Below are 20,331 nucleotides of genomic sequence, written 5' to 3' on the forward strand. Positions count from 1 at the left end.
CTTGGCGGGCGTCCCCTCTCCTCATCGGGGGGGGGGGGGGGGGGGGGTCGCGCCCATTTCCCCCGCCCCCGGCCGGTGGGGGCCCGTAATGCCCCCCCCCCCCACGGCCGGTCGTATTTTGGCGGGAATATTTTCCGTCCCGGGCGGAGTAAAGTGTCGCCGTACCGGGAACAGCGCCGCCCCTCCCCGCCCTCCCGGCGATCGCGCCCACTCGCACCCGTACCGCCGCCGACCGTCCGGCCGTTGAGACCGGCGACGGGCCCGCGGGAGGGAAACATGTCAGGCCGGTGTCAGAATTCTGGAGCGGATTTCGGGCATTCCGTCCGCTATGTCCGGGAGGAAAGGCGGCCTTCCTCCCGATTACTCCCGGGCTGTCCCTTGATCATGCCGGGGAATTCCCAACCGTTGACCCTGTTGCAGAGGGCGTCGATCCGGATACATTCAGCCGCGGTCGACGCAATCGCCCGTTCGCCGGATACCGTCCGGCGGCGTCGGGGGGATTGTGGCGTGCGCGGTTGCGCCCAGGGGGGGTTCCCCGGGCCGGCCTCCAACCAGACCCGGGCCCGCAGACCTGCGGGCACGTGAAGGGCCAGCACAGCACTAGGGGAGTTCGGAATGGCTCAGGGCACCGTCAAGTGGTTCAACGCGGAGAAGGGCTACGGCTTCATCGCGGTCGACGGTGGTGCGGACGTCTTCGTCCACTACAGCGCGATCCAGATGGACGGCTACCGCACCCTTGAGGAGGGCCAGCGGGTCGAGTTCGAGATCTCTCAGGGGCAGAAGGGCCCGCAGGCGGACATGGTCCGCGCGGCGGTCTGACCTTTCCGACACCCAGGAGTTCGGCTCGGCTCATCGGCTGGTGCGCCTCTCGCTTCCCGGCGGGCCCGTACGACACACGTCGTACGGGCCCGCCGGCCTGTCCGGGGGTGCGTCCGGAGGCGGACGGGGACCGCCGGAGGGGCCCCGGAGGGGGGCGTGCGGAGGGCCCCGGAGGCGCTCGCGGATTGCCGATTGGGCTTGCACTCGCCCACCTAGAGTGCTAATCATTGGCGTTAGCACTCACAGCTTGAGAGTGATAAGCGGACCGGGTCGGTGAGGCCCCAGGGAGCGGTAGGGGAAGGGACCCCCGCATACCAGGGCCGTCCGTCGCGGGCACCCCTTGGTCCGAGCAGTCGACCGTGTCCCGGAGGACCACTTCAGATGGCCAAGATCATCGCCTTTGATGAGGAAGCTCGCCGCGGCCTTGAGCGTGGCATGAACCAGCTCGCCGACGCGGTGAAGGTCACGCTCGGCCCCAAGGGTCGCAACGTCGTTCTGGAGAAGAAGTGGGGCGCCCCCACGATCACCAACGACGGTGTCTCCATTGCCAAGGAGATCGAGCTCGAGGACCCGTACGAGAAGATCGGTGCGGAGCTCGTCAAGGAGGTCGCCAAGAAGACCGACGACGTCGCGGGTGACGGCACCACCACCGCCACCGTGCTGGCCCAGGCGCTCGTTCGCGAGGGTCTGCGCAACGTCGCCGCCGGCGCCAACCCGATGGCCCTGAAGCGTGGTATCGAGAAGGCCGTCATCGCCGTCTCCGACCAGCTGCTGGCCCAGGCCAAGGACGTGGAGACCAAGGAGCAGATCGCCTCCACCGCCTCCATCTCGGCCGCCGACACCCAGATCGGCGAGCTCATCGCCGAGGCCATGGACAAGGTCGGCAAGGAAGGCGTCATCACCGTCGAGGAGAGCAACACCTTCGGTCTGGAGCTTGAGCTCACCGAGGGCATGCGCTTCGACAAGGGCTACATCTCGGCCTACTTCGCCACCGACCTGGAGCGCATGGAGGCCGTCTTCGACGAGCCGTACATCCTGATCGCCAACTCCAAGATCGGCTCGGTCAAGGACCTCCTGCCGCTGCTGGAGAAGGTCATGCAGAGCGGCAAGCCGCTCGTCATCATCGCCGAGGACGTCGAGGCCGAGGCCCTGTCGACCCTGGTCGTGAACAAGATCAAGGGCACCTTCAAGTCCGTCGCCGTCAAGGCCCCGGGCTTCGGTGACCGCCGCAAGGCCATGCTCCAGGACATCGCCATCCTCACCGGCGGCACCGTGATCGCCGAGGAGGTGGGCCTGAAGCTGGAGAGCGCCGGCCTCGACCTGCTGGGCACCGCCCGCAAGGTGGTCATCACCAAGGACGAGACGACCATCGTCGACGGTGGCGGCGACGGCGAGCAGGTCGCCGGTCGCGTGAGCCAGATCCGCGTCGAGATCGAGAACAGCGACTCGGACTACGACCGCGAGAAGCTCCAGGAGCGCCTCGCCAAGCTGGCCGGCGGCGTGGCCGTCATCAAGGCCGGCGCGGCCACCGAGGTGGAGCTCAAGGAGCGCAAGCACCGCATCGAGGACGCGGTGCGCAACGCCAAGGCCGCCGTCGAGGAGGGCATCGTCGCCGGTGGTGGCGTCGCCCTGCTGCAGGCCGCCGTCGCGTTCGACAAGCTGGAGCTGGAGGGCGACGAGGCCACCGGTGCCAACATCGTCAAGATCGCGCTGGAGGCCCCGATCAAGCAGATCGCGACCAACGCCGGTCTCGAGGGTGGCGTCGTGGTGGAGAAGGTGCGCAACCTTCCCGCCGGCCACGGCCTGAACGCCGCGACCAACGAGTACGTCGACCTCATCGCCGCGGGCATCATCGACCCGGCGAAGGTCACCCGCTCCGCGCTGCAGAACGCCGCCTCCATCGCGGCGCTCTTCCTCACCACCGAGGCCGTCATCGCCGACAAGCCGGAGAAGGCTTCGGCCGCCGGCGGCGGCATGCCGGGCGGTGACATGGACTTCTGATCCTTCGGATCGGACGGTTCCTCGTCCGCACGGGCGGTCCCCTTCGGGGGGCCGCCCGTGCGGCGTTTGCGGGGGAGCAGGGCGTTTGCGGGGGCGCGGCGCCGGGCGGTTCGGCGGGGCCTCGTGCGGAGGGCGTCCGGGGCGGCGGCGGGTTTGGGAGAATGGGCCGATGGCTTCCCCTGACGACATCGAGACGGCGCTGCACACCGCACGGGCGCTGATTCTGGCCGACCTCACCGCACGGGACGTGGCGGACGCCGCCGTGGTGTCGCTGGTCGAGCAGGCCGTGACGCACCGGCGCTGGTGGCTGGAGCAGTGGCCGGACGGCACCGAGTACGTGCTCGGGCTGGTCGCCCAGGACGTCCAGGACGCGCTGCTGGAGAACTACGGCCGCTGGCCGCTCTGCGCCGAGTGCGCGGCGGACGGGGACCCGCACGCGCTCGGCGTGGAGCCGGAGCTGGGCCCCGAGCCGCACTGGGTCTGCGGCAAGCAGGGCGCCGCGGTGGCGCCCGTCGGGCAGCTCGCCTGACGCCCCCGCCGTTCCGGCGCCGCCCACTGCCCCGGTCGTCTCCGCCGTCCCCTCTGTCGCCGTGCTCCTTGCCGCCCCTGCCGCTTCCCCCGCCCTCCCCCTGCCGGGTTCCCCCGCTTCTCCTCGTCCGCCGCCGTGCCTCCGGGTGCGGCGGCTTTTTTCGCGGCTCCGACTCGCGTAACCTGCATATGCAGTCTACCGACTTATGTCGGGCACTTGAGTCACCCCTTCGGGTGGGGGTATACATACTCGGTATGTAGGGCGCCGCCGGCCGCGAGGCCGTCCGCCCACGCGAAACGAGGGGGAGAAGCATGTCCCAGTCAGATTTGGCCCGGCCCGTCCTGCAGCTGCGGAACGTCACCCGGGTGCACGGGCAGGGCCCGTCCGAGGTGCACGCGCTGCGCGGCGTCGACCTGGCCGTCCACCCCGGGGAGTTCGTCGCCGTGATGGGCCCGTCCGGCTCCGGCAAGTCCACCCTGCTGACGCTGGCCGGCGGTCTCGACCGGCCCTCCGGCGGGGAGGTGCTGGTCGAGGGCGTCGAGCTCGGCGGACTGAGCCGGACCGGGCTCGCCGCCGTCCGCCGTCGCTCGGTCGGCTACGTCTTCCAGGACTACAACCTGATTCCGGCCCTCACCGCCGCCGAGAACATCGCGCTGCCCCGGGAGCTGGACGGCACCTCCGGGCGGATCGCCCGCCGCGAGGCACTGGCCGCACTCACCGAACTGGGCATCGCCGAGCTGGCCGACCGCTTCCCCGAGGAGATGTCCGGCGGTCAGCAGCAGCGCGTCGCCATCGCCCGCGCGCTCGTCGGCGACCGCCGCCTCGTCCTCGCCGACGAACCCACCGGCGCCCTCGACTCCGCCACCGGGGAGGCCGTCCTCGCGGTGCTGCGGGCCCGCTGCGACGCCGGCGCCGCCGCCATGATGGTCACGCACGAACCCCGGCACGCCGTCTGGGCCGACCGCGTGGTCTTCCTTCGCGACGGCCGGATCGTCGACGAGAGCATCGGCCGGGACGCCGAGACCCTGATGCTGCTCTCCAGCCGGAACGGAGCCGGTCGATGAGGCTCTCCGCCCTGCGCGTCGCGCTGCGCATCGCCCGCCGCGACGCCCTGCGCGCCAAGGGCCGCAGCGCCCTCGTCGTCGCCATGATCGCCCTGCCCGTCCTCGGTGTCACCGGCGCCGACGTCGTCTACCGCAGCGGCCAGCTCACCCCCGGCGAGCGGGCCGAGCGGCTCATGGGCGGCACCGACGCGCTGGTCACCGCCTACCGGCCGGGCCGCGCGGTCGAACAGGCCCCGGTCGCCGAGGACGGCGTCCGGGTGCTGGTGGCCGGGGAGACGGCCACCGCCGAGCAGCAGCGCGCCGCCGCGACGGCCCCGGCCGCCCTGGTCGCCGGGTTGCTGCCGCCCGGGGCCGTGCTCCTGCCGGCCACCCCCGGACCCGAGGTCAGCGCCTCGACCCGGGAGGGCCTGTTCACCACCTCGACCGGTGAGGCCGACCTGACGGCGAAGGACTGGTCCGGCCGTCTCGACCTGGTCGAGGGCCGGGCCCCCTCCGCGCCGCACGAGGCCGCCGTCACCCGGGCCTTCCTCGACGAGGCCGGGCTGCGGATCGGCGACGCCACCACGCTCAAGGGCCTGGCGACCCCGTTCACCCTGACCGGCGTGGTCGAGCACCCCGGGGACCTGGACAAGGTGGAGCTGGTCGGCCGCCCCGGCGAGGTGGTCGCCCCGCTCACGGCGGCGATGGCGCCGAAGACCGCCGGGATCACCGCCCCGGTCGCCGACGAGGGCGCCCCGCCGGAGCAGTGGCTGGTGCGGCTGCCCGCCGGTGGACGGCTCGACTGGGCCAAGGTCCAGGAGTTCAACAGGTACGGCTTCACCGTCACCTCCCGGGCCGTCACCCTCGACCCGCCCGCCCGGTCCGCCGTCCCCTACCAGCTGGACCGGCCGGTGGACCTCACGGCCGCCACGGACAACCGGACCGTCGTGCTCGTCACCGTCGTCGGGATGGCACTGCTGGAGGTCGCGCTGCTGGCCGGCCCCGCGTTCGCCGTGGGCGCCCGCCGCTCGCGCCGCCAGCTCGCCCTGATCGGGGCGGCCGGAGGCCACCGCGGCCACGTCCGCGCCGTGGTCCTCGGCGCCGGGCTGGTGCTCGGGCTGGCCGGTGCCGCGCTCGGTGTCGGACTCGGCACCGGACTGGTCGCCGCCGTCCGGCCCTGGGCCGAGGAGGCGGGCGGCAGCCGCTTCGGACACTTCGCGCTCGCCCCGGTCGACCTGCTGGCGATCGCCGGCGTCGGCGTCCTCACCGCACTGCTGGCCGCCGTGCTGCCCGCCGTGCAGGCAGCCCGCCGTGACGTGGTGGCCGGTCTCACCGGCCGCGACACCGTCACCGCCCCCAGCCGCTGGGCCCCGGTCGTGGGTCTGCTGCTGGTCGGCGCCGGCGCGGCCGTGGCGGTCTACGGGGTCGGCACGTACTCCAGTGCCGGCATGCCGGTGGTCGGGAGCTTCACCGCCCGGACCCTCTCGGTACTGGCCGGAGCGGCCACCGCCGAAATGGGCCTGCTGCTGTTCACCCCGATGCTGATCGCCCTGTTCGGCAGGCTGGCCCGCCGGCTCCCGCTCGGCCCCCGGCTCGCCCTGCGCGACTCGGCCCGCCACCGCGGCCGGACCGCGCCGGCCGTGGCCGCCGTGCTGGCCGCCGTCGCCGGGGCCGTCGCCGTCGGCGTCTACACCACCGGTACCGACGCGCAGGAACGCGCCGCCTACCGTCCGGAGGCCCCGCCCGGCGCCGTCGTGGTCGACGCCGCCCTCAAGCCGGACAGTCCGCAGCTGACGCGGCTGCGCACCTCCGTCGAGCAGGACCTGCCCGGGCTCGGCACCCGCGCCGACGTCCACGAGGTCGTCTACGTGTTCTGCCCGGAGTGCTCCTCCAGCGTGCGGATCCAGGGGACGGGCCCGGTCGAACGGGGCAGGTCCGCGGTCCGGACGCTGGCCGGGGACGCGACCGTCCTGCACAACCTGTTCGGCCTGCACGACCGGACCGCCGAGGAGGCACTGGCGGCCGGCAGGACGGTCGTCTTCGACCGAGCCTTCCTGCGCGACGGCCGGGCGGTGCTGACGATGCAGGGCGGCGCCGGTGGACCGGTCCAGCCCGGCCAGGCGCCGCAGACGGAGAACCGCGAGGTCGGCGTCGAGGCGGTCCTGGTGGAGAACCCGGAAGCCGCCCGGTTCGGGCCGGTCCTGATGAGCCTCGACGCGGTGCGGAAGGCCGGTCTCGAAGCCCGGCCGGCCGGGTCGGTCTGGCTGCCGGAGACGGTGCCCACCCCGAAGGAGCAGCAGCGGGCCGAGGCGACCGTGGCACGGATCGTCCCGTTCGCCCAGCTCCGGGTGGAGCGGGGCTACGACCCGAAGAGCAACCTGAACACCGTGGCGCTCACCGGGTTCGCGGCCGTCGTGGTGCTGGGCGCCGCGGCCGTGGCCACCGGGCTCGCCGCCGCGGACTCGCGCAACGACCAGGCCACGCTGGCCGCGGTCGGCGCGCCGCCGCGGATCCGGCGGGTGCAGGCCGGTCTGCAGTGCGCGCTGATCGCGGCGATCGGGGCGGTGCTCGGCACGATCAGCGGGTTCGTACCGGCGATGGGGCTGCTCCGGGCGCACAGTGCCGGGAGCTCGGCGGCGCCGTTCGCCGCACCGTGGGGGGTGATCCTGCTGGTCACGGTGGTGCTGCCGGTGGTGGCCGGGCTGGGAGCGGCCGCGTTCACCCGAGGGGGGCTGCCGCTGGCGCGGCGGGCCGGCTGACGGGGCCGTGCCTCCCGTGCCCGCTCCGGTGGGCCGTGCTTCGACGGGCCCGGCTGCTTCGGCGGCCGGGCCCGCCCCTGTCCGGGAGGCATCGGAACGGGGCCCGGGTGGCCTGGGGCCCGGGTGGCGGGCCCGCCGGGCACCGGAGGGCCTACGCGCGGGTGAGTCCGGCGAGCTCGGCGGCCAGGTTGGCGCGTGCGGGGGCGTCGAACCGCTCGTGCGCGGTGGGCGTGCGGTAGAGCGCGGGGAGCGCGAGCAGCTGCCGGAGCACCGCCGCGCGCCCGGCGCGGAAGTCCGGCTCGGGGACGAAGGCGTACTCCTCCCGGACGGCTGCCGCGTACGCCGCGTAGGCGTCCGGCGGACCGCCGAGGACGGCGAGGTCGGCGTCGCAGAGCACCTCGCCGTCGCGGTCACCGGGGTCGGGGTGGTGGGTGACGGTGAGCCGGACCAGCCGGGCGACCTCGTCGACCCGTGCGGCGGCGAGCCCCGCCTCGGTGAGCGCGCGGACGGCGAGGACGGCGCTGCGCTCCTCGTTCTCCGAGCGGTCCGGGCGGTAGACGGCGTCGTGGAACCAGGCGGCCAGCCGGACGGCGTCCGGGTCGGCGGCGTGCCCGGCGAGCGCGTCGACGTGGGCCAGGACCGCGCGCAGGTGCTCGGTGGTGTGGTACCGCCGCTGCGGTTCGGCCCAGCGCCGCAGCAGCTCCCGTCCGGCCGGCTCGGGGTCGGCCCCGGTGCCGCAGCGGCGGAGCAGGGCGGTCCAGGCGGCGAGGAGACCGGGGTCGGGTGCGTCGGGCATGGGGTCATTCTGTCCGGCCGTCACCCGGATCGGTGACGGATTCCGCTGGACTGGATATGTCGGTGGACGGTATATGTAGTTCCATGACAGAACGGGCCATGCAGGAGCCGACGCTGCTCCTGCTCACCGCGCTCGCCGATGCCCCCCGGCACGGCTACGCGCTCATCCAGGAAGTCGCCGCGATTTCCGGCGGCCGGGTCACGATGCGCACCGGCACGCTGTACGGCGCGCTCGACCGGCTGCTCCAGCAGGGCCTGATCGAGGTCGCTGCCGAGGAGGTCGTCGACGGCAGGGCCCGCCGCACCTACGCGCTCACCGAGGGCGGACGGGGCGCGCTGGGCACCGAGGCCGAACGGCTGGCCGCCGTCGCCGAGGAGGCGCGGCGCAGGCTGGCGGCCGTCCGGCCCGCCGCCGTCCGTCCGACCGGAACGGCGCGGCCCGCGTTCCTGAGGGTCAGGGGGGCCTTCGCATGACTCATCAGACCTTTCCGGGATTCCTGGCGGAGCCGGTGGCGTTCCGCGCCGCGCTCCGGCTCTACCCGGCCCGCTACCGCCGGGAGCGCGGGGACGAGCTGTCCGCCGTCTTCGCCGACAGCACGGCCGAGGCCGGCAAGCTGGCGACCGCCCGGGAGGCGGTCGACCTCGGGGCCTACGGCCTGCGCATGCGCGCCGGGCTGACCGCCTCGTCCCGCCTGGGGCAGCTGCTCGCGGCCGCCGCGCCGCTGATCGCCGGGGCGATCGCGGGGCTGGGGGTGGCGCAGGCGCTGGGGAGCGCGGTCGGCTCCTACCGGCCCAGGCTGCTGATGACGCCGGACCACATCACGCACGTGCCCGGGTTCATCGCCTCCGTCGGGGAGATGTTCGTCCCGCTGCTGCTCGTCGCCTTCGTGCTGGCGGGCCGCTGGCAGGCCGCCCGGGTGACGGCGCTGGTCGTGGTCCTCGCCGGGGCGTTCCGGATGGTCGAGGTGATCGGGGTCTCGCACGACGGGTGGCAGTTCTTCCTGGGGAGCTGCGAGGCGACACCGCAGCTGGTGTCCGGCCTGCTCTTCGCGCTCGCGCCGCAGGAACTGCTGGAACGTCCGACCTGGCGGAGCCGTGCCGTGGTGGTGGCCTCGATGGTCGGGGGCGGGCTGGTCCTGCTGGCCGAGGAGTTCTACAGCTCCTTCGTGCTGATGGACGGGCGGACGGCGGCGCTGCTGCTGATCGTCCCGCTGGTGTCGCTGCTCGGGGTGGCCCGGGGACGGCTGGCGCCGGCGGCGATGGGGCTGACGGTGCTCGCGCTGAGCGCGGGGTTCAGTCTCTTCCGGGCCTGGCAGGTGGTCGGCGGGGCGTGGCGACTGCTGCCGCTGATGGGCGTCGCGCTGGTGGTGCTGCTGGCCCTCGGCCGGATCCTCGGCCGGAGTGGAGCCGGGGCGGGAGGTGGCCGGAGCCTCGCCTGAGTGCACTCGGATCCGTCGGGGATCCGCGGGCCCGGAGGGGTTCGCGCGAACCCCGCCGGAGCGGGGACGGCCGGGGCTTCGCCGCCCCTGAACGGCCGGACGACCGGATGTGGGACCGGTCGTCCGGCCGTTCGGTCTGTCCGGGGTCGCGGTCGGGGCCGTTCGGTCTGTCCGGGGCCGGGGCCGGGGCCGGGGCCGGTCGCGCCGTCGCCGGGCGGGTGCGGTGGACGAGGTTGCCGGAAGGGGCGGGTGGATTCGGTGCTCCGGGTGGCTGCACGGGGCTCGCCGGGTGCTGCCCGATGTGGCAGGCTGTGTGATATGTCTAGACCAATTTTCGAAGTCATCGCGCTGACGCCCCAGGACGCCCAGGCCGCCGAGTCGGGCGGCGCCGACCGGCTCGAACTGGTCACGGACATGGCCGCCGACGGGCTGACCCCCTCGGTCGAGGACTTCGCCAAGATCCGCGACGCCGTGGAGCTGCCGCTGCGCGTCATGCTGCGCCTGCGCGACGGCTTCGCGCCCGGAGACCTGGACGAGCTGCGCGCCCGCGCCGCCGCCCTCCGGGCCGAGGGCGCCGACGAGTTCGTCTTCGGCTTCCTCGACGCCGACGGCGGCGTCGACCTCGCCGCCACCGAGGCCGTCGCCGACGCGGTGGCCGGCTGCCGGTGGACCTTCCACCGGGCGGTCGACCACAGCGCCGACCGGGCCGCCGTGCGCGCGGCCGTCGGCGCGCTGCCCGGACTCGACACCTTCCTCACCTCCGGCGCGGCCGGCGGCGTGGACGCGGGCCGGGACGTCCTGCTGGCCGAGCTGGCCCGCGCCGGCGAGCCCGGCTACACCCAGCGGATCCTGATCGGCGGCGGCCTGCGCGCCGAGCACCTGGCCGGGCTGCTGGCGGCCGGCTTCGACGCCTTCCACGTCGGCGGCGCGGTGCGGGTCGACGGGTGGCAGTCGCCGGTGGACGCCGCCAAGGTGGCCGAGTGGCGGGCGCTGATCGGCGGCTGAACCACGTCGGAGCCCGGGGCCGGCCCTCCACGGGCCGGCCCCTCCGTCGTGGCGCCACCGTCCGCCGTCGCGCGGTCCGTCGGTGCCCGGTACCCGGCGCCCCGTGCCCCGTGCCCCGTCCTCCGGCGTCGCGTCCGTCAGCGCAGCTGCTCGGGCAGCGGCTCCGAGTGCAGGACCTCCAGGCCGGAGACCGCACGGGTCAGCGACACGTACAGCCGCCGCAGGCCCGTCCGCTCGTCCGGCTCGCCGGCGATCACCGCGGCCGGCTCGTCGAGCACCACGTAGTCGTACTCCAGACCCTTGGCCAGCGAGGCCGGGACGAGCGTCAGCCGGGCCTCCGCGCTGGTCTCGGTGCCCGGGGCGAGGTGCGGCAGGCCGGCCGCCGCCAGGGCCTGCGCGAGCAGCGGGACGTGCGCGTCCGCCGCGATCAGGCCGGTCGACCCCTCGTTGAGCAGCGCCCGGCGGCAGGCCTCGACCACCGCCTCCACCCGCTCCGCGCCGTCGACGTGACGGACGATCAGCGACCCCGGGGCGTCGCGGACCGAGCCGGCCGGGGCCAGTCCGGGCGCGATCGCCGGCAGCAGCCGGGACGCGTAGGAGATGACCTCCTCCGGCACCCGGAAGCCCTTGGTCAGCTCCTCGATGTGGGCGCCCGGCTTGCCGAGGTGGTGCAGGGCCTCCGGCCAGCTCGCCGTCGCCCAGGGGGTGGTGCCCTGGGCGAGGTCGCCGAGCACGGTCGCCGAGCCGGTGGAGCAGCGGCGGCCGACCGCGCGGTACTGCATCGGCGAGAGGTCCTGCGCCTCGTCGAGGACCACGTGGCCGAGCGAGGGCGTGCGCTGCACCAGGTCGGTCGCCTCGTCGACGAGGACGGCGTCGGCGGCCGTCCAGCGGGCGGTCCTCACCGAGCGGCCCGGCTTCGGCCACAGCACGGCGGCCTGCTCCTCGTCGGTCAGCAGGCCGTCCGCGCACGCGGCGAGGAACTCCGGCTCGGAGAGCAGGCGCAGCACCAGCTTGGCCGGCTCCACCAGCGGCCAGCACTCCTTGACCACCGCCTTCACCGCCGCGTTGCGGGCCACCGCGTCCTGCACCCGGTCGTCCGGGGCCTCGCCGCCCTGCTCCATCTTCAGCAGCACGGCGTGCGAGATCCGCTGCGGCAGGGCATCCCGGGCGGCGCCGTACCGGATGTCGCGGCTCTTCAACTCCTCGATGATCTCGATCAGTTCGTACGCCGGGACGCGCCAGCGGCGGGAGCCGCGGACCACCACGCAGGGCTCGGTGGGCAGGGTGATGCCGGCCCGGACCGCCCGGCGCAGCACCTCGGCCATCCGGGCGTCGCCCTTCAGCCGGGCCGCCTCGGCGGAGTCCTCGCCCCGTACCTCGACGTGTCCGACCAGCTGCTGCACGGTCGCCTGGGCGACGTCCACCTCGCCGAGCGCGGGCAGCACCTGCTCGATGTAGGAGAGGAAGGCGTTGTTCGGACCGATCACCAGCGTGCCGGTCCGCGCGAGCCGCTCGCGGTGCGCGTACAGCAGGTACGCCACCCGGTGCAGGCCGACGGCGGTCTTCCCGGTGCCGGGCGCGCCCTGGACGCAGAGGGTGCCGGAGACGTCGGCGCGGACGATCTCGTCCTGCTCCGGCTGGATGGTGGCCACGATGTCGCGCATCGGGCCGACGCGGGGCTTCTCGATCTCGGCGGCCAGCAGCGCGGAGGAGGTGTCGTGCTCCGCCGGGTCGGTGAGGTGCTCGTCCTCGTACGCGGTCAGTTCGCCGCCGGTGTAGCCGAACCGGCGGCGCCGCTCGACGTCCAGGGGGTCGGTCCGGCTGGCCCGGTAGAACGGCTGGGAGACCGGCGCGCGCCAGTCGATCACCATGGGGTCGCCGCCGGCGTCGTGCACGTGCCGGCGGCCGATGTAGAAGCTCTCGCCGCCGGAGCCCTCGGACAGCTCCTCGCTGATCGCGTGGAGGTAGTCGAGGCGGCCGAAGAAGAGCGGGGTGTGCGAGAGGTCGGCCAGGGAGGCGATCCGGGCCTCGATCTGGTTCCGGAGCACGACGGCGGTGACCCAGGTGCCGGTCACGTCGCTGATGTCCAGCGACTCGACGTCCTCGCGCATCGCGCGCAGCGCGGCGCGGGAGGACGCCAGGTGGTCGCGTTCGCGCTGCAGGGGGTCGGTGGTGGGGGTGGCGGGCACAGCGAACCTTTCCGGCTGCCCCGCGGGCGGGCGCAGCGGATCGTAGGAGCTCACGGTGTGTACGGCCGACCGGTTGCCGAACGGACGGCGCCTCCCCCGGCTGCCTGCGCGACTACAGCAGGTACCACGGTTCGGGAGGGGGCAGACGGACGATCCTAGTCCGGTCCGCCTCCGGGTTCCAGCTCCTGGATCCCTCGGGGCCTCCGTACTCCCGGAGGACGACCTCCGTCCTGCCGGATACGGCCTTTGGGGTGATGTGCCCGGCGTGTCCGGAACCTACCGTTGAACCATGAGCACCGTACACATCACGGCGCCCCGAGTGCCGTCCCAGCAGTCCGCCCCCGCCGGCGCCACCGCGACCGGCACCCCCGGCCGCCGCCGCAGCCCCCTGACCACCGCCGTCCGCAACGTCGGCATCGCCCTCGACACCGCCACGCGCGTGGTCCTCCTCGGGCGCGACGGCGTCAAGTACTGAGCAGAGTGCAATCAGAAGCCTGAATTCGCGGAACTTTGCAGATTTCGGCAGTTTGATTTGGGTAGTCTCCCCATCGAATGGATGAGGAGGGCCAACGATGCTGATGCGGTTCCGGGTGGCCAACCACGCGTCGCTCCTGGAGGAGCAGGAGCTGAGCCTGGTCGCCACCGACGAGCATGACGACATCGCGGTGACCGAGGCGTCTTCGGCGGGTGTCCGCGTGCTCCCGGCGCTCGCCATTCTCGGGGCCAACGCGTCAGGCAAGTCCAACGCGCTGCGGGCGCTCGTCTACATGCGTCGTGCGGTCCTCGAATCGCACGCCCGGTGGCTGCCGGACGGTGGCACGTCGCGTGTCCCGTTCCTGCTCACCGCAGGGGGCCGGGCGGCGCCGTCCGCGTTCGCCGTGGACATCGTGCTCGACGGCGTCCACTTCGAGTACGGCTTCGAGCTGGACGACCGGCAGGTGCGCGAGGAGTGGCTCAGGAGCTTTCCGGAGGGGCGACCACGCCGTCTCTTCGAGCGTTCGGTGGCCGACGACGGGACGTCGAGCTACGCGTACGGGCCGAGCTTCCGGGGGCGCAGGCGGCTGATCGAGGACGTCGTGCGGCCGAACAGCCTCTACCTGTCGGCGGGGGCGGGAAACAACCATGACATTCTGCGGCGAATCCACCGCTGGTTTCACCGCGGGCTCAAGGTTGCACTCGACGCGAACTTCGGCGCGAGGATCCAGGAGACGCGCAGGTTGTGGGACAAATCGGAGGAATATCGCGACAGGCTCAGGGGCCTGCTCCAGTTCGCGGACCTTGGTATCACCGATCTTTCGATCACCGAGGAGGAGTGGGACGACGAACGTGTGCGTCAGGTGAGGTCGGCCATGCGGGTCCTGGTTCCCGAGATTCCGGAGGACGAGGCGTTCGACGTGAAGCCGGCCCCCCAGATCGGCTTCGTCCACGCGGCGGAGGGCGGGCCCGTGACTCTCGATCTCCACGACGAGTCGAACGGCACGCGTACCTGGGCCGGACTGCTCGGACCGGTGGTCGGCGCGCTGCAGGACGGATCACTCCTCGTCGTCGACGAGTTGGACGCACGGCTGCATCCGCATCTCGCTGCCCGCCTGGTGGCACTCTTCCAGAACCGGGAGTGGAACACAGGCGGTGCCCAACTCCTCTTCAACACGCATGACGCGACACTGCTCGCCCCGCACAGCGAGGCGAATCTGCACCGGGACCAGGTCTACCTGGCGACCAAGGACGCCCGTACGGGGGCCACGGAGCTGACCGCACTGGTCGACTTCAGGGTCAGGGACGGTGTCGAGAATCTTGAGAAGCGCTACCTCGCAGGCCGTTACGGTGCGCTACCTTTCTTCGACGAAGAGCTTCTGGTGGGGATCGGGGCGAAGCGTGGGGTCGATGAGGCGGGGCAAGCCGCTCGGGACGAAGAAGCAGAACGCGAACACGCGTGAGCAGGAGCGCCGTTTCCTGGTCTACTGCGAGGGGGAGGTCACGGAGAAGATCTACCTCCGCGGCCTCGTCAAGGACCTTCGGAGCAAGCCGATCTCGTTGAAGATCGGCAACACGCACGGTGAGCCGTGGTCGCTCGTCAACTCCGCGATAGCCCACGCTGCCCGTGCGGACGAGTCGTTCGACGAGGTGTGGTGCGTGCTGGACGTCGAAGCCCCGCAGCAGGCACCGTCCCTCGACCGGGCCCTGAGACTCGCTCGCGAGAAGGGCGTGAAGTGCGCGCTCTCCTCGCCGTGTTTCGAGCTCTGGCTCCTGCTCCACTTCGACCGGGGCCGGGCGTACCTGCAGAGCCACCAGGCAGCCAGGGAACTGGCGAAGGTCCTCAAGGGGTACGACCCCAAGAGGAAGGAGTTCGCCTTCGACGACGTCAGGGGCCTGACCGTCAAGGCCCGCGCCGCGGCACTCGATCTGCACGCCCGGCACGAGCAGCCGGACGGGCAGATCGAGTGCTGGTGCGTCAGCAATCCGTGCACCTCGGTGGGTGGTCTGCTGGACGCCCTGGACTACCGGCCGTGACCGGTCACAGCACGTCGTCCGCGTCGATGATGCGGTAGGCGTAGCCCTGCTCGGCCAGGAACCGCTGGCGGTGGGCCGCGAAGTCCTGGTCGACGGTGTCGCGGGCGACCACGGAGTAGAAGTGGGCCGAGTGGCCGTCGGCCTTCGGTCGCAGGACGCGGCCGAGGCGCTGGGCCTCCTCCTGGCGGGAGCCGAACGTGCCGGACACCTGGATGGCGACGGTCGCCTCGGGCAGGTCGATGGAGAAGTTGGCGACCTTGGAGACGACCAGGACGCTGATCTCCTTGTTGCGGAACGCGTCGAACAGCTTCTCGCGCTGGGCGTTGCTGGTCTCGCCCTTGATCACGGGGGCGTCCAGGGTCTCGCCGAGCTCGTCGAGCTGGTCGATGTACTGCCCGATGATCAGCGTCTGGTCCTTCTCGTGCTTCTTGACCAGCGCCTCCACCACGCGGCGCTTGGTCGCGGTGGTCGCGCAGAAGCGGTAGCGCTCCTCGGGTTCGGCGGTGGCGTAGGCGAGCCGCTCGGAGTCGGTCAGGGTGACCCGGACCTCGCAGCAGTCGGCCGGCGCGATGTAGCCCTGCGCCTCGATCTCCTTCCACGGTGCGTCGAAGCGCTTGGGCCCGATGAGCGAGAAGACGTCGCCCTCGCGGCCGTCCTCGCGGACCAGGGTGGCGGTCAGGCCGAGCCTGCGGCGGGCCTGGAGGTCGGCGGTGAACTTGAAGACCGGCGCCGGCAGCAGGTGGACCTCGTCGTAGACGACCAGGCCCCAGTTGCGGGCGTCGAAGAGTTCGAGGTGGGCGTAGACGCCCTTCCGCTTGGTGGTCATCACCTGGTAGGTGGCGATGGTGACCGGGCGGATCTCCTTCCTGGTGCCGCTGTACTCGCCGATCTCGTCCTCGGTGAGCGAGGTCCGCTTGACCAGTTCGTGCTTCCACTGGCGGGCCGAGACGGTGTTGGTGACCAGGATCAGCGTGGTCGACTTGGCGTACGCCATCGCCGCGGCGCCGACCAGGGTCTTCCCGGCGCCGCAGGGCAGCACGACCACGCCCGATCCGCCGTGCCAGAAGCCCTCGACGGCCTGGGCCTGGTAGGGGCGCAGCTGCCAGCCGTTCTCGTCCAGCTCGATGGGGTGGGCCTCCCCGTCGACGTAGCCGGCGTGGTCCTCGGCGGGCCAGCCGAGCTTGAGCAGCATCTGCTTGATCTGGCCGCGCTCGGAGGGGTGGACGACGACGGTGTCGGGGTCGACCCGGGCACCGACCAGCGGGGCGATCTTCTTGGAACGCAGCACCTCCTCCAGCACCGGGCGGTCGGTGCTGGTGAGCACCAGGCCGTGGGTGGGGTGCTTGCTGAGCCGGAGCCGCCCGTACCGGGCCATGGTGTCGGCCACGTCGACCAGCAGCGCGTGCGGCACCGGGTAGCGGGAGTACTTGACCAGGGCGTCTACCACCTGTTCGGCGTCGTGGCCGGCGGCACGCGCGTTCCACAGCCCGAGCGGGGTGATGCGGTAGGTGTGCACGTGCTCGGGCGCACGCTCCAGCTCGGCGAACGGCGCGACGGCGCGCCGGCAGTCGGCGGCCTTCGGGTGGTCGATCTCCAGGAGAAGAGTTTTGTCGCTCTGGACGATGAGTGGTCCGTCGTTCACGCGGGGAAGCCCTCCACTGGCTGACAGGTCTGCAGGGACGCAGACCCTCCAGTGTCGCTCATCCGGCCGCGTGGTCGGGAGGCTACTTCCATTCGTGGTACTTGCCGGTGGACTTCCCGTCCGGGGCGACCTCGTACTCGAAGAGCCCCACGATGCCGTTGAGGCGCTCGAACTGCGGTGACGCGGTGGAGAAGAAGAGCGATCCGCGCCAGCTGGTGCCGCCGCCCTCGGTGAAGTGGCCGATGCCGATGCCGTGCCAGCTGATCGTCTGGCCGTCGGAGGTCATGTCGACCCCCTGGCCCTCGCCGCGGAGCGTGCCGTCGGCGCGCAGCTCGGACTCGTAGGTGCCGAACCCCTTGACCGGAGTGCCGTAGTAGTCGCCGCTGCCCTCGAACGAGACCTCGACGACGACGTGTCCTTCCTCGGCGGCGAGGACGCGTCGACCGATGTCCTGGCCCTTCGTTTCGCCGATCGGATCGCCGAGCATGATGGCTCCTTCCGTCGTCCCCCTCCTCCGGACTACGCCGCCGGACGGTGCGCGTCAAATGCGGCTCAGCGGGGCGGGGGAGGAGCGGGAGCGGGGCCGGGGGTGACCCGGGCCGGGGCGGCTCGTTGATTCGGGTATGAACACGTCGAAGCGCGTCCTCACCGCTCTCGCCCTGGCCGGTACGGCCTTCGCCGCCACCGCCTCCTCGGCCACCTCCGCGCACGCCCTGGCGGGCATCGGCGAGGGGCCGGGCGGTCCGCTCGCGGCGCCCGCGTTCCTGCTCGCGGACCTGGCCGGTGCCAACTCCGTGATGCCGATCGGGCAGGGTGACCTCGCCGCCATGGCGGACAAGGCGATGAAGGAGAAGCAGGGAGAGCAGGCGGCGCAGCAGCAGGCGCACTGACCGCGCACCGTCCTTCCGCCGGCCGTTCCTCGGCCCGGTCCGAGCCGGGTGCATGTGGTCCGGGCCGGGTGCGGTCCGGACCGGCACCGGCTCGCCGCCGGGCCGGTGGCTACTCGTCGAGTTCGGCCACGCCGGTGATCCGGTGCAGCGCGAAGGTGCGCAGCTCGCCGTCGTGGTGGTCGAAGGCGGTGACGAAGCCGCCTTCGACCTTGACCGGGTCGATGATCCGCTGGCTGGCGAGGCCCTCGGCGTTGAGGTAGCCGATCCACATCCGTTCGCCGAGCAGGACCGCCGTCTGGAGCGAGGCGAGCGTCTCGGCCGCGGCCGTGCGCGGGAGTTGGCGGCCGTCGGTGGCGGCCGGTTCGCGGCGGGCGGCGGTCGCGGCGCGGTCGCCGGCCCGGATCGCCTTGATCGCTGCGGCGAGCAGCGTGTCGTCCGGTGCGGGCGGGCCGTCCGGGACGGGCACGGGAGCCGTCCGGGGCGGGGTGCGGTGGCTGTCGGGGCGGGTGATCAGCACGTCGCCCTCGGCGGACTCGGCGGCCGGCGCGTAGCCCATGGTGCGCAGCGCGGCGAGGAGGGCGTCGGGCGGCGCCTGCGAGGCCAGCACGGTGGGGGCGAGCAGCCGCAGGCGCAGGTCGACGGAGCGGCGGTCGGCGAGCACCTCGTTGAGCAGCGCGGGGTCGTCGCAGCGCAGGTACGAGGAGGCGGCGCCGACCCGCAGGATGCCGTGCCGGCGGGCGACGTCGTCGATCAGGTAGCCGAGCGGCTGCGGGACGGGTGTCCGGGAGTGCTGCTCCAGGAAGGCCCGCAGGTCGGCGGCGCTGCGACCGGCGTCGAGCGCGCGGCGGACCGACGTGGGGGTGAAGCGGTAGACGGTGGCGCCGCCCTTGGACTCGATGTCGGCGCAGAGCGCGAGCGCGTGGGCGAGCGGGGTGAGCAGCGGCCCGGGGGCGACCGCGGTGAGGTCGGGCTGGAGGATGACGTGGTCCAGCGGCCGGGGCAGCAGCGGGGCCAGCACCCCGGCGGGGTCGGCCTCGGCGGTGAGCAGCGCACGGGCGGGGGCGGCGAGGGCGCCACGGCCGGTGATGCCGAGGAGTTCGGCCTCGGCGAGGGTCCAGGTGGCGAGGTCGTCGCGCAGGTCGCGGCCGTCGGGGGCGGTCGGTCCGCCGCGCAGCGGGCGCTGCCACCGCAGGGTGGGCAGAAGCTCGTCGGCGGTGGCCGGGGTGCCGGGCGGCAGTTCGGCGAGCAGGGCGAGGGCGGCGCGGCGGACGGACGGGGCGAGGGTGCGGTCCAGCTCCGGTCCGAGGGCGGCGCGCGGCTTGCCCTTGCTGTCGGCGGTGCCGGCGAGGGCGGGGACGCGGGTGGCGGTGAGCCAGGCCCGGGCGAGGACGGTCCAGCGTGCGGCGGTACCGAGGTGGAGCCAGTCGTCGTAGGCGGGGGTGGGTGCCCAGCGCTCGTCGGCCTCGCCGTCCGGGGCCAGCAGCCCGGCGGTGTGGGCGAGTTCGATCCAGAAGGAGGCGAGCTGCTCGGTGGTCTCCAGGGTCTGCGCGGTGCGCTTGAGGTCGCGGACGCCGAGGCCGCCGGCCCGCAGGGTCGGCGGCGGGGTGAGGCCCCAGTGGTCGAGCAGTTCCTCGACGGTCCGGACGGCGGTGTGGGCCTGTCCGGCGGCGGCGTTGTCCACAGCCTGTGGATCGCGCGGTGGAGCGGCGGGTGACGGTTCGGGCTGGAGCGGTTCGACGGTGCGGTGCGAGCGCCCGCCGCGCAGGTGGAGGGCGAGTTCGCGCGGCAGGACGACGCTGCCCGGGCTGGTGGGCAGCAGCAGGCCGCGGGCGAGCAGCCACTCCACCGGGCTCTGCGCGTCCGCGGCGGTGACGGGGCGGGTGGCGTCCGGGACGGTGCCGGTGGGCGGGCCCCAGACCAGTCGTTCCAGCAGCCGCAGTGCCGGTTCGGGGGCGGTGGCGAGCAGGCCGTCGCAGCGGGTGCGGTCGGTGAGCAGCGCGGTGAATCCGGCGACGGCGGAGACCGGGTCGGCCGTCGCGGGCTGTCCGGCGGAGGCGAGCAGCTGCTGGAGCCGGGCCGGGGACATGCCGGTGCTCGCCTCGGCGAAGGTCGGACCGAGGCCGGTGCGCCCCGGGTTGGCGGCGGTCGGCGCGAGCGCCTCACGGGCGGCGATGACCAGGCGCAGGCCGTTGTCCGGGCCCCAGAGCAGGGCGCGGTCGCGCAGGGTGGCGAGCGCGCGGGGCAGCTCGGCGGCGACGGCCGAGCGGTCGCCGGCGGTCAGCGGGGTGGCGCCGGGGTGCGGCTTCACCTTCGCCGGTCCGGCGAGCAGGGTGCGGACGGCGGTCGGGGTGGCGCCGTCCGGGAGGGCGGCGAGGGCCTCGGCGACTTGCAGGGTGAACCGGTCCAGCCGCTCCAGGGCGCGCAGGGCGGAGGCGCGGGAGGAGAGCCGGGCGGCGAGCTGGGTGAGGTCGCCGGGCACGGGGTTGAGCAGGTCGGGGCGGGACCGGAGCAGGGTGGCGAGGTCGTCGTCGGGCCGGGTACGGAGTTCCTCCGCGAGGGTGCGGGGGCCGGCGGCGGACTTGGCCTGGCGTTGGGAGCCCTGCTGTGTGGTCATTCGACCTAGGTTAGTCGCGCCGGGGCGGGGTGGGGGATGGGCGGAGAGCGGGTGGTGGGGGCCGGTTCCGGTGCCGTTCGGGTGCGGACGCGGGT

At 73.4% G+C, this 20,331-nt stretch carries 17 protein-coding genes; 12 read left to right on the forward strand and 5 right to left on the reverse strand.

Going from position 1 to position 20,331, the window contains the following annotated elements; genetic code table 11:
• Nucleotides 1-615 precede the first annotated feature (615 nt).
• From ACFWIC_RS32595 to ACFWIC_RS32615, 5 genes are all read left to right on the forward strand, one after another.
• Nucleotides 616-819: a cold-shock protein gene (locus tag ACFWIC_RS32595; RefSeq protein ID WP_030289665.1), complete on the forward strand. Its 204-nt coding sequence runs from the start codon at nt 616-618 to the stop codon at nt 817-819.
• 381 nt (nt 820-1,200) lie between these two features.
• Nucleotides 1,201-2,820, forward strand: a complete 1,620-nt coding sequence (groL, locus tag ACFWIC_RS32600) for a chaperonin GroEL (RefSeq protein ID WP_329877131.1) — start codon at nt 1,201-1,203, stop codon at nt 2,818-2,820.
• Between the two features lie 169 nt (nt 2,821-2,989).
• The gene (locus ACFWIC_RS32605) at nt 2,990-3,349 is read left to right on the forward strand and encodes a hypothetical protein (protein ID WP_329948975.1); all 360 of its coding nucleotides are present in this window, start codon (nt 2,990-2,992) and stop codon (nt 3,347-3,349) included.
• 311 nt (nt 3,350-3,660) lie between these two features.
• Nucleotides 3,661-4,413, forward strand: a complete 753-nt coding sequence (locus ACFWIC_RS32610) for an ABC transporter ATP-binding protein (protein WP_329948974.1) — start codon at nt 3,661-3,663, stop codon at nt 4,411-4,413.
• Nucleotides 4,410-7,151, forward strand: a complete 2,742-nt coding sequence (locus ACFWIC_RS32615; protein WP_380520683.1) for an FtsX-like permease family protein — start codon at nt 4,410-4,412, stop codon at nt 7,149-7,151. The genes ACFWIC_RS32610 and ACFWIC_RS32615 overlap by 4 nt, the downstream gene beginning before the upstream one ends.
• 151 nt (nt 7,152-7,302) lie before the next feature.
• Here ACFWIC_RS32615 and ACFWIC_RS32620 read toward each other — a convergent pair whose 3' ends face one another.
• Nucleotides 7,303-7,947 carry a hypothetical protein gene (locus tag ACFWIC_RS32620; protein ID WP_329948972.1) on the reverse strand — a complete coding sequence of 215 codons (645 nt, stop codon included), beginning with the start codon at nt 7,945-7,947 and terminating at the stop codon, nt 7,303-7,305.
• A gap of 83 nt (nt 7,948-8,030) precedes the next feature.
• Here ACFWIC_RS32620 and ACFWIC_RS32625 point away from each other — a divergent pair, with 83 nt between their 5' ends.
• The 3 genes from ACFWIC_RS32625 to ACFWIC_RS32635 all read left to right on the forward strand — a co-directional run bounded on the left by ACFWIC_RS32625 (nt 8,031) and on the right by ACFWIC_RS32635 (nt 10,390).
• Nucleotides 8,031-8,420 carry a PadR family transcriptional regulator gene (locus ACFWIC_RS32625; protein ID WP_329948971.1) on the forward strand — a complete coding sequence of 130 codons (390 nt, stop codon included), beginning with the start codon at nt 8,031-8,033 and terminating at the stop codon, nt 8,418-8,420.
• Nucleotides 8,417-9,385 carry a hypothetical protein gene (locus ACFWIC_RS32630; protein ID WP_329948970.1) on the forward strand — a complete coding sequence of 323 codons (969 nt, stop codon included), beginning with the start codon at nt 8,417-8,419 and terminating at the stop codon, nt 9,383-9,385. The genes ACFWIC_RS32625 and ACFWIC_RS32630 overlap by 4 nt, the downstream gene beginning before the upstream one ends.
• A 318-nt stretch (nt 9,386-9,703) precedes the next feature.
• Nucleotides 9,704-10,390 (forward strand): copper homeostasis protein CutC, encoded by a 687-nt coding sequence (locus ACFWIC_RS32635; protein ID WP_329948969.1) that lies wholly within the window; start codon nt 9,704-9,706, stop codon nt 10,388-10,390.
• Between the two features lie 137 nt (nt 10,391-10,527).
• Here the strand turns inward: ACFWIC_RS32635 and ACFWIC_RS32640 are convergent, their stop codons facing one another.
• Nucleotides 10,528-12,579 (reverse strand): AAA family ATPase, encoded by a 2,052-nt coding sequence (locus ACFWIC_RS32640; protein ID WP_329948968.1) that lies wholly within the window; start codon nt 12,577-12,579, stop codon nt 10,528-10,530.
• A 289-nt stretch (nt 12,580-12,868) separates the two neighbouring features.
• Here ACFWIC_RS32640 and ACFWIC_RS32645 point away from each other — a divergent pair, with 289 nt between their 5' ends.
• From ACFWIC_RS32645 to ACFWIC_RS32655, 3 genes are all read left to right on the forward strand, one after another.
• Nucleotides 12,869-13,054, forward strand: coding sequence for a hypothetical protein (locus ACFWIC_RS32645; RefSeq protein ID WP_329948967.1), 186 nt, complete (start codon nt 12,869-12,871; stop codon nt 13,052-13,054).
• A gap of 97 nt (nt 13,055-13,151) precedes the next feature.
• Nucleotides 13,152-14,516 (forward strand): ATP-binding protein, encoded by a 1,365-nt coding sequence (locus ACFWIC_RS32650; RefSeq protein ID WP_329948966.1) that lies wholly within the window; start codon nt 13,152-13,154, stop codon nt 14,514-14,516.
• On the forward strand, nt 14,464-15,090 hold the full coding sequence (locus tag ACFWIC_RS32655; protein ID WP_329948965.1) for an RloB family protein: 627 nt from the start codon (nt 14,464-14,466) through the stop codon (nt 15,088-15,090). The genes ACFWIC_RS32650 and ACFWIC_RS32655 overlap by 53 nt, the downstream gene beginning before the upstream one ends.
• Before the next feature lie 4 nt (nt 15,091-15,094).
• On the opposite strand, the gene ACFWIC_RS32660 is transcribed toward ACFWIC_RS32655, so the two are convergent.
• Nucleotides 15,095-16,732 (reverse strand): DNA repair helicase XPB, encoded by a 1,638-nt coding sequence (locus tag ACFWIC_RS32660; RefSeq protein ID WP_329877109.1) that lies wholly within the window; start codon nt 16,730-16,732, stop codon nt 15,095-15,097.
• An 82-nt stretch (nt 16,733-16,814) separates the two neighbouring features.
• A complete protein-coding gene (locus ACFWIC_RS32665) occupies nt 16,815-17,219 on the reverse strand; it encodes a hypothetical protein (protein WP_329948964.1) in 405 nt (134 codons plus the stop codon).
• A 136-nt stretch (nt 17,220-17,355) separates the two neighbouring features.
• Here ACFWIC_RS32665 and ACFWIC_RS32670 point away from each other — a divergent pair, with 136 nt between their 5' ends.
• Nucleotides 17,356-17,622: a hypothetical protein gene (locus tag ACFWIC_RS32670; RefSeq protein WP_329877105.1), complete on the forward strand. Its 267-nt coding sequence runs from the start codon at nt 17,356-17,358 to the stop codon at nt 17,620-17,622.
• 109 nt (nt 17,623-17,731) lie between these two features.
• On the opposite strand, the gene ACFWIC_RS32675 is transcribed toward ACFWIC_RS32670, so the two are convergent.
• Complete coding sequence (locus ACFWIC_RS32675; RefSeq protein ID WP_380520684.1) at nt 17,732-20,236, reverse strand: helicase-associated domain-containing protein; 2,505 nt, start codon at nt 20,234-20,236, stop codon at nt 17,732-17,734.
• Nucleotides 20,237-20,331 lie beyond the last annotated feature (95 nt).

The sequence above is a fragment of the Kitasatospora sp. NPDC127035 genome (assembly GCF_042726075.1).
In the GTDB taxonomy this organism is placed as follows: domain Bacteria; phylum Actinomycetota; class Actinomycetes; order Streptomycetales; family Streptomycetaceae; genus Kitasatospora.

Excerpts from the sequence above, each read along its gene's own strand:
- ACFWIC_RS32665 (WP_329948964.1), bottom strand. The coding sequence starts at position 17,219 with ATGCTCGGCGATCCGATCGGCGAAACGAAGGGCCAGGACATCGGTCGA.
- ACFWIC_RS32630 (WP_329948970.1), top strand. The coding sequence starts at position 8,417 with ATGACTCATCAGACCTTTCCGGGATTCCTGGCGGAGCCGGTGGCGTTC.
- ACFWIC_RS32645 (WP_329948967.1), top strand. The coding sequence starts at position 12,869 with ATGAGCACCGTACACATCACGGCGCCCCGAGTGCCGTCCCAGCAGTCC.
- ACFWIC_RS32595 (WP_030289665.1), top strand. The coding sequence starts at position 616 with ATGGCTCAGGGCACCGTCAAGTGGTTCAACGCGGAGAAGGGCTACGGC.
- ACFWIC_RS32620 (WP_329948972.1), bottom strand. The coding sequence starts at position 7,947 with ATGCCCGACGCACCCGACCCCGGTCTCCTCGCCGCCTGGACCGCCCTG.
- ACFWIC_RS32655 (WP_329948965.1), top strand. The coding sequence starts at position 14,464 with ATGAGGCGGGGCAAGCCGCTCGGGACGAAGAAGCAGAACGCGAACACG.
- ACFWIC_RS32615 (WP_380520683.1), top strand. The coding sequence starts at position 4,410 with ATGAGGCTCTCCGCCCTGCGCGTCGCGCTGCGCATCGCCCGCCGCGAC.
- ACFWIC_RS32625 (WP_329948971.1), top strand. The coding sequence starts at position 8,031 with ATGACAGAACGGGCCATGCAGGAGCCGACGCTGCTCCTGCTCACCGCG.
- ACFWIC_RS32650 (WP_329948966.1), top strand. The coding sequence starts at position 13,152 with ATGCTGATGCGGTTCCGGGTGGCCAACCACGCGTCGCTCCTGGAGGAG.
- ACFWIC_RS32675 (WP_380520684.1), bottom strand. The coding sequence starts at position 20,236 with ATGACCACACAGCAGGGCTCCCAACGCCAGGCCAAGTCCGCCGCCGGC.
- ACFWIC_RS32670 (WP_329877105.1), top strand. The coding sequence starts at position 17,356 with ATGAACACGTCGAAGCGCGTCCTCACCGCTCTCGCCCTGGCCGGTACG.
- ACFWIC_RS32605 (WP_329948975.1), top strand. The coding sequence starts at position 2,990 with ATGGCTTCCCCTGACGACATCGAGACGGCGCTGCACACCGCACGGGCG.
- groL (WP_329877131.1), top strand. The coding sequence starts at position 1,201 with ATGGCCAAGATCATCGCCTTTGATGAGGAAGCTCGCCGCGGCCTTGAG.
- ACFWIC_RS32610 (WP_329948974.1), top strand. The coding sequence starts at position 3,661 with ATGTCCCAGTCAGATTTGGCCCGGCCCGTCCTGCAGCTGCGGAACGTC.
- ACFWIC_RS32635 (WP_329948969.1), top strand. The coding sequence starts at position 9,704 with ATGTCTAGACCAATTTTCGAAGTCATCGCGCTGACGCCCCAGGACGCC.